A 993-nucleotide genomic window follows, 5' to 3' on the forward strand; every position below is an offset into this window, starting at 1 on the left:
TTACTCGACGATCGAAGCGACGATACCGGCGCCGACGGTGCGGCCGCCTTCGCGGATAGCGAAGCGCAGCTTTTCTTCCATCGCGATCGGAACGATCAGCTCGACGTCAACCGTGACGTTGTCGCCCGGCATGACCATTTCCGTGCCTTCCGGCAGCGTGACGATGCCGGTCACGTCCGTCGTGCGGAAGTAGAACTGCGGACGGTAGTTGGTGAAGAACGGCGTATGACGGCCGCCCTCTTCCTTCGTCAGGATGTAGGCTTCTGCCTTGAACTTCTTGTGCGGCTTGACCGAGCCCGGCTTGCACAGGATCTGACCACGCTCGACGCCGTCACGGTTCACACCGCGGATCAGCGCGCCGATGTTGTCGCCGGCCTGGCCCTGGTCGAGCAGCTTGCGGAACATTTCAACGCCGGTCACCGTCGTCTTCGAGGTCGGACGGATGCCGACGATCTCGACTTCTTCACCAACCTTGATGATGCCACGCTCGACGCGGCCGGTCACGACCGTACCACGGCCCGAGATCGAGAACACGTCTTCGATCGGCATCAGGAACGGCTGGTCAACCGGACGCTCCGGCGTCGGGATGTAGGAGTCGACCGCTGCCATCAGTTCGCGGATCGCGTCTTCGCCGATCTTCTTGTCGGAATCTTCAAGAGCAGCAAGCGCCGAACCCTTGACAACCGGAATGTCGTCGCCCGGGAAGTCGTAGGACGACAGAAGTTCGCGAACTTCGAGCTCGACCAGCTCGAGAAGCTCGGCGTCGTCAACCTGGTCGACCTTGTTCAGGAACACAACGATCGCCGGAACGCCGACCTGGCGGGCGAGCAGGATGTGTTCGCGCGTCTGCGGCATCGGGCCGTCAGCAGCCGAGCAAACCAGGATCGCGCCGTCCATCTGCGCCGCACCTGTGATCATGTTCTTCACGTAGTCGGCATGGCCGGGGCAGTCGACGTGCGCGTAGTGGCGGGCCGGCGTCTCATACTCGACGTG

General features: G+C 62.6%; 1 protein-coding gene. It reads right to left on the reverse strand.

Going from position 1 to position 993, the window contains the following annotated elements; genetic code table 11:
* The coding region (gene tuf, locus CO660_RS32370; protein WP_088397330.1) for an elongation factor Tu at nucleotides 1-993 on the reverse strand (993 nt) is incomplete at its 5' end.

The sequence above is a fragment of the Rhizobium sp. L9 genome, from assembly GCF_002531885.1.
Classification (GTDB): domain Bacteria; phylum Pseudomonadota; class Alphaproteobacteria; order Rhizobiales; family Rhizobiaceae; genus Rhizobium.